A 9170-nucleotide genomic window follows, 5' to 3' on the forward strand; every position below is an offset into this window, starting at 1 on the left:
GTATAAGAGACAGGTCCAGCCCGGTCATGTGGCGGGCGCCGACCAGGCTGGCGGCCGGGCCGGAGAGGATGGTCTCGATCGGCCGCTGGCGGGCGAAGGCCGCCGACACCAGCGCGCCGTCGCCGCGCACCACCATCAAAGGTGCGGCGATGCCGCGCTGGTCAAGAAAGCCTTCGGTCGCCGCGACCAGCCGGTCGATCATCGAGATCAGCCGGGCGTTGAGCAAAGTGGTGAGCGCGCGGCGCGGACCGCCGAGCTTGGCCGAAAGCTCGTGGCTAGCGGTGACCGGCAGGCCGGTTTTTTCGCGGATCAGGTCGCGCGCGGCGAGCTCATGCGCCGGATTGCGGGTGGCGAAATAGGCGCAGACGGCGAAGCCCGACACCGAACGCCCGAGCTCCGGCAATGCCGCCTCGGGGCCGGAAAGATCGAGCTTCGCGGCATTGCCGTGCACGTCATGGCCGCCGGGGCAGAACACCACCGGATCGCTGCCCAGAGCCGCCTTCAGCCCGTCGCGGGCAAGGTCGGCCTCGGCAAAGCCGATCATCACCAGCGCCACGCGCCCGCCCTGGCCCTCGACCAGCGCGTTGGTGGCAAGCGTGGTCGACATCGACACCAGCTTGATCGCGGCCGGGTCGGTGGCGGATTTTTCCAGCACCGCGTCGACCGCGCCGGAAATGCCGACGGCGAGGTCGTGGCGCGTGGTCAGCGCCTTGGCCTTGGCCAGCACCTTGCCCTTGCTCGGGTTGTCCAGGGGCCCGCCCTCCTCCGACCACAGCACGGCATCGGTATAGGTGCCGCCGGTGTCGATGCCGAGGAAGAGCGGTTTTGGCTTGGCGGTCATTTGGCGGTGGCAAGTCCGGGCGAGAGGTTTGGTGCCTGCCCCTTAGCCGATACGGGCCGGCGGATAAAGGCGGGAGCGATGGGCCAAGGGAGGGGCAAGCTCCCTTCTCCCCCTGTGGGAGAAGGTGGATCGGCGCGCAGCGCCGAGACGGATGAGGGGTGCTCCAGCTTGGCAAATACGCCCATCGGCATCATCGCCAAGGCTGCAGATCTTCGTCCCGCACATAGGCAATGATGGTATCGCAGACAGCATCGAGTTCCTTCAGAACGTCGTCATTCCAGAACCTCAACACGCGAAATCCCCTCGCCTTCAATTCGGCGTCGCGCTCCTGGTCGTGGGGCGAGTCCGCATGCTGACTGCCATCGATTTCGATGATAAGCCGAGCCTCGGCGCAAACGAAGTCGGCAACGAATCTACCCACTGGCACCTGCCGGCGGAACTTGATCTTGTCGAGACGGCGGCCGCGCAGCTCCTGCCACAGACGGTCCTCCGCTTCTGTCGACTCGCGCCGCATCCGACGAGCGAAATTGCGCTTGGCCGGGGTTACGGGTTGATGCGGCATGGCGGAAGACTAGGCCTCATTCGTCCAATTCTCCAACATCGCACTCCGTCCAACACCCCTCATCCGTCTCGGCGCTGCGCGCCGATCCACCTTCTCCCACAAGGGGAGAAGGGGTGCCCTACTCCGCCAGATCCACCGTCTCCGTCGAGTGGTCAGTGCAGATGAAGCAGCAGGTGTCGCAGGGCTGGTCGTTATCGGGACCGACGCCGGCGGTGACGGAATCGTCGCCGTTCACCCAGGCGCCCCAGCAGATGTGCTCGCCGGGCTCGCAGGAGATCGGCACGGATTTTCGCGCCTGCGGGCGGATGAGGAAAACCTTGTCGCCGCCCGGCCAGACCTTTTCGCTGTCGCGGCTGAACAGCTCCAGCGCCACGCCGTCGGAGCGCTGGTTGCGCACGAAGATAGACATGTCGGCGGCAAAGGCCGGCGCGGTGAGGAGAAGGAAGGCGAGCAGAGCGCGAATCATGGCGAGGGTTCCCGAGGGGGAGTAGAGCACGGGAAGCACCGGTAATCTCCCCCCTCGAGGGGGGAGATGGCCGCGAAGCGGTCAGAGGGGGTCCTTGCGCGTAGAACGCCGACCTCATCTCGTGCCGCACGGCGCCGGCACTCCACGCGCGGCGACCCCCTCTGTCGCCTGCGGCGACATCTCCCCCTCAAGGGGGGAGATCAGCGCCTCACCACCACATGCGGCGCGAATGTCTTCACCGCATCCACCAGGTCCTGCCCCCTCGCATCCAGCGAGGAGATCTCCATGTGCACGGTGGTCTTGCCGAAGGGCATCAGGCCGAAGGCATTGGCGGCGGCGTATTTGATCGCGTCGGGCGGCTCCTCGGTGAGCTCGAAATTGAGCATTGCCGCGCCCTTGCCGCCGGCGGCAAGCCGCACGCTCCGCACCTTGTTCCACGGCACCAGCACGTCGCCCGCGCGACTATCGCGGAAACCCTGGCTGTTCAGCACCACCTTGACCGAAGTGTCGAAAGCGCCGCGCGCGATAAAGACGCCGAGCCCGAGACAAGCAGCAGCGAGCAGCGCGATCCACAGCACATGGCCGCCATCCGCGCCCGAAGCCACGCCCTGCAGCGCGCCGAAGCCGAAAATGCCGCCGATCAGGAAGGGCCCGACGGCGGGCAGGATCTTTCCCGACGGGCTGTTGCGGAGTTCGAGCGGCGCGGCCATGGCCTCGGCACTCAACGCTCCGGCTGCAGCAAAGTCCAGATCCAGCCAATGAAGGTCAGCACCAGGAACGGATAGCCGAGCGCCGGCAGCGGCGCCGAGGTCGGCAGAAGAGTCTTTTTGTTTGTCCGCAATTCCGGACGCAAAACCGCTGCGCACTTTTGCTGGAATTGCTCCCGGGCGCCCAGAAACAGGCTTTCGCCGGCCAGGAAAGTCAGGAAGCCGGCCGCGACGAGCTCATTGCCGAGCCGCTGGTATTTCATCGTCAGCAGTGCCGTCGCCACGACGATGCCCACGCCGTCGATGGTCCACAGCGTCTCGCGCAGCGCATCGCTGGCAACGAACGTGCCCGCCATGCCCAGCGCGCCGCCGACGGCGAGGCCGATCGCGGCGACGGTGTCCAGAGTGGAGCGCATGCGATGTCTCCCAAGCCGGGGAGGATACGCTAAAGGTGGGGGGTGATGGAGGGCAATCCCAAGCCGCAACGGCCAAACCGGCGCTTACCGAATCGTTCGAGCCCCGACAGCTAGCCTTTGCTTCTGTGCAAATAACGGATGGACCTTGACTTGTTGCTTCGCTAGATTGGCTGCAGGGGACTTTACGGGGGCAGGTGTTCAATGGCCATTGTTTTTGCGCCACTTAAAATTCTAGATGAAGTGGCGAGCGACATCTACGCATCGACCAAAAAGGCTCTCGCCGTTACAAAAGACGCATTGGTTCGTAACCTTGAGATTGGGTTTTCATCGTATCTTAACAAGAGATATGAGCGCTACTCCAAGGTCCATACCCTTTTATCTCCAAATGAACCAGTTAATATAGAGGATATATATGTTAATCCTAAACTGACGCACAAAGGTGGCGTTCTTCTTGGCGAACACTCGATTGATTTTATTTTAGAGCGTCGCGTGCTTGTTACCCAAGCAATTGCTGGTCACGGCAAGTCCATGTTTGTTAGAGAACTATTCTGTCGACTTTGCAAGCTTAATTACGGCGTTATACCCGTGTTCCTTGAGTTGCGGGACGTTGATTTCAGCTCGACCGATGTAGTCGGAGCGGCGTTCGACGAACTATCCGGCAAAAGCTCTGGCGCGCAGGCTCTTTTTGCTAGACCTGCATTCGATGCACTCGTAAAGTCTGGAAAAGTTCTGTTCCTTCTTGATGGGTTCGACGAAGTTACGACGGCCGAGCGAAAATCCGCTCTGGCCAAGATTGATCAAATCACGCGCGATTTCCCGGCTGCCCGGGTTGTAGTTACGAGTCGACCTACGGACATATTCAATGGCTGGAATTTAGCAACAATTATAAAAATAAAAGACTATGACCTGCATCAAATTATTGAGCTTATAGAACGCTCACCTATTAAATCTGATATAAAGGACGTTTTTCGAGCGAAGGTAGAGAGCGAGTACATAAGAACTCATATAAGGTTCTTGGCCAATCCTCTACTTTGCAATATGATGATCTTAACATTTATGCGGGGTGGAGATATCCCTCAGCAAAAGCACATTTTCTATCGCAAAGCTTTTGATACGCTGTACAGGCATCACGATGATATGAAGTTTTTATATAAGCGCGATTATCATTCTGACCTTCAGGAGGATGTTTTTGTACGGCTTTGGCGAAGTTTTTGCTACTTTTCCTATAGCGAGCGAAAGTTTAGCTTTGAGATAGATTCTCTGAAGAAGTTCATTACACGAGCTGCCGAATATCTTAGCATATCTGTTGACATAAAGGCGACTGCTGAAGACTTTATTGAGTCGCTTTGCATCATCGTAAAAGACGGAGACCAATACTCCTTTCTACATAGGTCATTTCAAGAGTACGGCGCCGCCACATTCCTTTGTACCGAGCGAGTCGGTAACCTGTATTCAATTCTCTCTCGCCTGAACGATAACTTTACCGATGAGGTCCTCGATCTCGCGTTTTTAATCAATCAGGAGCTTATCGAGCAAGAATATACGTTGCCAAGACTCGACGAGATTATGAAGAGTTACAACTTGCGCCGGGGCGCAAAAGGTCGGATTTCTTTGTTTTATGGCGCAATTGCATTGGAGGAAAATATTGACGGAACCGAAAAGATTTTTTTCACGCTAGGAACCACGGGCGGCGGCAGCGTGTCAAACGCTCATTTCCTGTCGTTTGTTTTTAGATGCTACAAATATACGTACGATTCCAAGATCTCATCCAGGTTGCTTAGCTGGATGAGAAAAATAAGGGGATCTGCAAAGGTAAAAAAACAACAAAGGTTCGAGCTTGCGTTTAAGGATGCCTCGCCCGATCTAATCGAAGGCAGTCCGATCAAGGACCTGGTCGCTGCGTACTACAAGACTTTTGAGAATGCTAGAGCTGAAATAATTGAACGAAAAAGACATCAAAGTCAGATGCTCGAGATTCAGCCCTAGACGAAACCGCCTCCTCAATCCCCCATCTTCAGCGCCTGGATAAACGCCTCCTGCGGGATATCCACCTTGCCAAACTGCCTCATCCGCTTCTTGCCCTCTTTCTGCTTGTCGAGCAGCTTGCGCTTGCGGGTCACGTCGCCGCCATAGCATTTGGCGGTGACGTCCTTGCGCAGCGCCGAGACCGTCTCGCGGGCGATGATGCGGCCGCCGATGGCGGCCTGGATCGGGATCTTGAAGAGATGCTGCGGGATCAGCTCCTTCAGCTTCTCGCACATGGCGCGGCCGCGCTTTTCCGCCGCCGAGCGGTGCACCAGCATGGACAAGGCGTCGACCGGCTCGTCATTGACCAGGATCGACATCTTCACCAGGTCGCCCTCGCGATAGTCGGTGAGGTGATAGTCGAAGGAGGCGTAGCCCTTGGAGATCGACTTCAGCCGGTCGTAGAAGTCGAACACCACCTCGTTGAGCGGCAGGTCGTAGGTCAACATGGCTCGCTTGCCGACATAGGAGAGGTCGGCCTGGATGCCGCGCCTGTCCTGGCAAAGCTTCAGGATGCCGCCGAGATAGTCGTCCGGCGTCAGGATCGTGGCGCGGATCCACGGCTCCTCGATCGAGGCGATCTTGACCACGTCGGGCATGTCGGCCGGGTTGTGCAGTTCCTTCACCGTGCCGTCGATGAGGTTCATGCGGTAGACGACGCTAGGCGCCGTAGCGATGAGGTCGAGGTTGAACTCGCGCTCCAGCCGCTCCTGGATGATCTCCAGGTGCAAGAGCCCGAGGAAGCCGCAGCGGAAGCCGAAGCCGAGCGCGGCGGAGGTTTCCATTTCATAGGAGAAGCTCGCGTCGTTGAGGCGCAGCTTGCCGACGGCGGCGCGCAGATCCTCGAAATCGGCGGCGTCGACCGGGAACAGGCCGCAGAACACCACCGGCTGCGCCGGCTTGAAGCCGGGCAGCGCCTTTTGCGTCGGGCGGCGGTCCTCGGTGATGGTGTCGCCGACGCGGGTGTCGGCCACTTCCTTGATCGAGCCGGTGAAGAAGCCGAACTCGCCGGGGCCGAGCTCGTCGACATTGACGCGGGCCGGCTTGAACACGCCCGTCCTCTCGACGAGGTACTTCGCGCCCGTGCCCATCATGCGGATGGTCTGGCCCTTCTTCATCACGCCGTCGATGATGCGCACCAGAACGATGACGCCGAGATAGGCGTCGTACCAGCTGTCGACCAGCATGGCCTTCAAGGGCGCGTTGATGTCGCCCTCGCGCGGCGGCGGCAGCTGGTGGACGATCGCCTCCAGCACATCCGGCACGCCAAGGCCGGTCTTGGCCGAGATCAGCACGGCGTTGGAGGCATCGAGGCCGATCACCTCCTCCACCTGTTCGCGGATGCGCTCCGGCTCGGCCGCCGGCAGGTCGACCTTGTTCAGCACCACGACGATCTCGTGGTTGTTGTCGATAGCCTGGTAGACGTTTGCCAGCGTCTGCGCCTCGACGCCCTGGGAGGCATCCACCACCAGCAGCGAGCCCTCGCAGGCGGCCAGCGAACGCGACACCTCATAGGCGAAGTCGACATGTCCGGGCGTGTCGATGAGGTTCAGCACATAGTCCTCGCCGTTCTTGGCGCGGTAGTTGAGCCTCACGGTCTGGGCCTTGATGGTGATGCCGCGCTCGCGCTCGATGTCCATCGAGTCCAGCACCTGCTCCTTCATGTCGCGCTCCTCCAGCGCGCCGGTGAGCTGGATCAGCCGGTCGGCAAGGGTGGATTTGCCATGGTCGATATGGGCGACGATGGAGAAATTGCGGATGTGGTCGAGGGGCGTCGTCATGCGGCGCGCTTTAGCAGGGGCGGGTTTAAGGGGCAAGCGGTGGGCCCGGGGAGATCGGAGCAGAGCAGGCAAACACGCTCGCCAATGTCTGAACACGGCCAATGGTCGGAGGCCGGCGCTGCCCCTCATCGCCCTGCCGGGCACTTCTCCCCGTAAGTGACGGGGAGAAGGGGCTGGCCGCCGCCTCGGTACCTTTCTTGCAGCGTTCCAAATTGGCGAAATCGTCGATGGGGGCGCCCCTCTCCCCGTTACCACACGGGGAGAGGATGCCGGCAGGCAGGTGAGGGGCAGCGCAAGCGTTTGAAGGCTAGGGCGCCTCCGCGCAAAAATTCAAATCCACTTAAACTTTCATGCACTCATTTTGGGCATATCTCCACCTCTGGTGGCAGGCAGGTTGCATTGCCGGTGTGTATGGGGTTGGGGCATGTTCTCGTCGGCAAGAGATTTCGTTCGATCGCAAGGCGGCTCGATGCTGCCGATGATGGCGCTGTTGGCGATCCCGCTGCTGCTCGCGGTCGGCTTTTCCGTCGACTACACCTCGGCGGTGACGACCAGGAGCAACATGCAGCAGGCGCTGGATGCCGCGATCCTGTCGATCACCACGCTGCCGACCACGACCTCCAAGGCCGACCGCCAGACGGCGCTGCAGCAGGCCTATGTCGCCAATAGCGGGCTGGGCGACGCGACGCTCACCGCCGTCAACGTCGCCGCCGACGGCACGGCGACGTTCAGCGCCACGGCGGGCTATCCGATGCCGACCAGTTTCATGCAGATCGCCAGGATCAATTCGGTCGATGTCGGCGTCGGCTCCTCGGTGCGCAAGATGCCGGCGCTGGTGCAGTCCACTTTCAAGGTGACGAAGGTGTCGGGCTACTGGAACAAGACGATGACGCTCTACGGCACCCAGTTCGGCCAGACCAAGGCCAAGCCGCTGATGACGATCAGCTATAACTACAACGGCTATGGCGACCCGAAGGGCTACGGCACAACCACGGTGAGCACCATCAACGGGTCGACGAAGACCGTGGTGCAGAAACAGGTCTGCACGACCTCGACGGTCGACAATTTCAACAATCTGCCGAGCGGGGCGATCACCCAGACCAGCGGCAGCAACAAGTACGTCACGACCTGCGCCGATACCTTCTATCCGGCCAACGGCGCCGGCGCGGTGATCGATGTCAGCCAGATGGACCAGCTCTATCTGCAAATGGACGTTCCCTCGGGCAACCCGAAGGTGCTGAAGTCGAACGATCCCAACACCTCGAACCGGCTCTACATCGGCACCAGCGCCACCGATATGCCCGAGGTCGCGACCGGCCAGAAAGTCGACATCTTCACCTCAGTGCCCTGCGGCCAGACCGGCTACCAGGCCTGGGAAGACGGCGGCAACCCGGTGCCGGCGCCGGTTTCCAATGCCGATTTCTTCTACAATGTGACCGGCAAATGCGCCTTCAATCAGCGCCCGTCCGAGACGGTGCTGACGCAGTAGCGCCCTCCCTTCTCCCCTTGGGGGAGAAGGTGTCGCCGAAGGCGACGGATGAGGGGTGCTCCAGCTTGGCGGCGCCTTAAGTCTAGACAAGAATCTAGCAGACGCGCTCGCGAGCGTCTCACTCCGCTGGAGCACCCTCATCCGTCTCGGCGCTGCGCGCCGATCCACCTTCTTCCACAAGGGGAGAAGGGGAAGGGGCCTCTCAATCACAAACCGGTGAAGCTGTAACGAAGTCCTCCGCGGCGGCGAAATGGGAGCATTGCCCCGCTACGGAGACTGCTTCCCATGACCGGATTGAAGCCAAGGATCGGCCTGCTTGCCGGCGCGACATTTGCTGCGCTTGCCGCCACGCTCGGCGCCGCTTCCGCTGAGCCGCTGACCGTGGTCGAGCTGTTCACCAGCCAGGGCTGCTCGTCCTGCCCGCCGGCCAATGCCAATCTGATCAAGATCAAGGACCGTCCGGGCGTGCTGGCGCTGTCCTTCAACGTCACCTACTGGGACTATCTCGGCTGGAAGGACAGTTTCGGCCGGCAGGAATTCACCCAGCGCCAGGTCGCCTACGAGCCGCCGCTCGGCCATGACGGGCCGTTCACGCCGCAGGTGGTGGTGAACGGCAGCGCCGACGCCGTCGGTGCGGCGCCCGGCGAGATCGAGCGGCTGATCTCGAGAACCCCGCACGCCAAGGGTCCGGCGCTCTCGCTGGGCGACGGCAAGGTGAGCATCGGCGGCGGCACGGCGCCCGGCGGGGCGGCCGATGTCTGGCTGGTGCGCTACGCACGCGGCGTCGTCGAGGTGCCGGTGGCGCGCGGCGAGAACACCGGACGCACGCTGCCGCATGCCAATGTCGTGCATTCGCTGCAGAGGCTCGGCCGCCGGCACGGCG

General features: G+C 61.1%; 9 protein-coding genes. 3 read left to right on the top strand and 6 right to left on the bottom strand.

The genetic code is table 11. The annotated features are described in order from the left end of the window. From EOA75_RS22985 to EOA75_RS23005, 5 genes are all read right to left on the bottom strand, one after another. On the bottom strand, positions 1 to 841 hold an 841-nt coding region (locus EOA75_RS22985), incomplete at its 3' end, for a hydantoinase/oxoprolinase family protein (protein ID WP_164747510.1). Positions 842 to 1031: 190 nt separating this feature from the next. After that, positions 1032 to 1403, bottom strand: coding sequence for a DUF559 domain-containing protein (locus tag EOA75_RS22990; RefSeq protein ID WP_095825049.1), 372 nt, complete (start codon positions 1401 to 1403; stop codon positions 1032 to 1034). A 118-nt stretch (positions 1404 to 1521) separates the two neighbouring features. After that, positions 1522 to 1869, bottom strand: a complete 348-nt coding sequence (locus EOA75_RS22995; protein ID WP_164747511.1) for a hypothetical protein — start codon at positions 1867 to 1869, stop codon at positions 1522 to 1524. 200 nt (positions 1870 to 2069) lie between these two features. Continuing rightward, on the bottom strand, positions 2070 to 2579 hold the full coding sequence (locus EOA75_RS23000; RefSeq protein WP_127325239.1) for a hypothetical protein: 510 nt from the start codon (positions 2577 to 2579) through the stop codon (positions 2070 to 2072). 11 nt (positions 2580 to 2590) lie between these two features. Then, on the bottom strand, positions 2591 to 2992 hold the full coding sequence (locus EOA75_RS23005) for a hypothetical protein (protein ID WP_127325240.1): 402 nt from the start codon (positions 2990 to 2992) through the stop codon (positions 2591 to 2593). 201 nt (positions 2993 to 3193) lie between these two features. On the opposite strand from EOA75_RS23005, the gene EOA75_RS23010 reads away from it, so the two are divergent. Continuing rightward, positions 3194 to 4978, top strand: a complete 1785-nt coding sequence (locus tag EOA75_RS23010) for a hypothetical protein (RefSeq protein ID WP_127325241.1) — start codon at positions 3194 to 3196, stop codon at positions 4976 to 4978. Positions 4979 to 4992: 14 nt separating this feature from the next. Here the strand turns inward: EOA75_RS23010 and lepA are convergent, their stop codons facing one another. Then, the gene (gene lepA / locus EOA75_RS23015; protein WP_127252994.1) at positions 4993 to 6798 is read right to left on the bottom strand and encodes a translation elongation factor 4; all 1806 of its coding nucleotides are present in this window, start codon (positions 6796 to 6798) and stop codon (positions 4993 to 4995) included. Between the two features lie 469 nt (positions 6799 to 7267). Between lepA and EOA75_RS23020 the strand changes: the two genes are divergently transcribed. Both EOA75_RS23020 and EOA75_RS23025 read left to right on the top strand, forming a co-directional pair. Further along, on the top strand, positions 7268 to 8287 hold the full coding sequence (locus EOA75_RS23020) for a pilus assembly protein TadG-related protein (RefSeq protein WP_348628674.1): 1020 nt from the start codon (positions 7268 to 7270) through the stop codon (positions 8285 to 8287). A gap of 285 nt (positions 8288 to 8572) precedes the next feature. Beyond that, a partial coding sequence (locus EOA75_RS23025) for a DUF1223 domain-containing protein (protein ID WP_127325243.1) occupies positions 8573 to 9170 on the top strand: 598 nt, incomplete at its 3' end.

This window comes from Mesorhizobium sp. M1A.F.Ca.IN.022.07.1.1 (assembly GCF_003997575.1).
Taxonomy (GTDB): domain Bacteria; phylum Pseudomonadota; class Alphaproteobacteria; order Rhizobiales; family Rhizobiaceae; genus Mesorhizobium.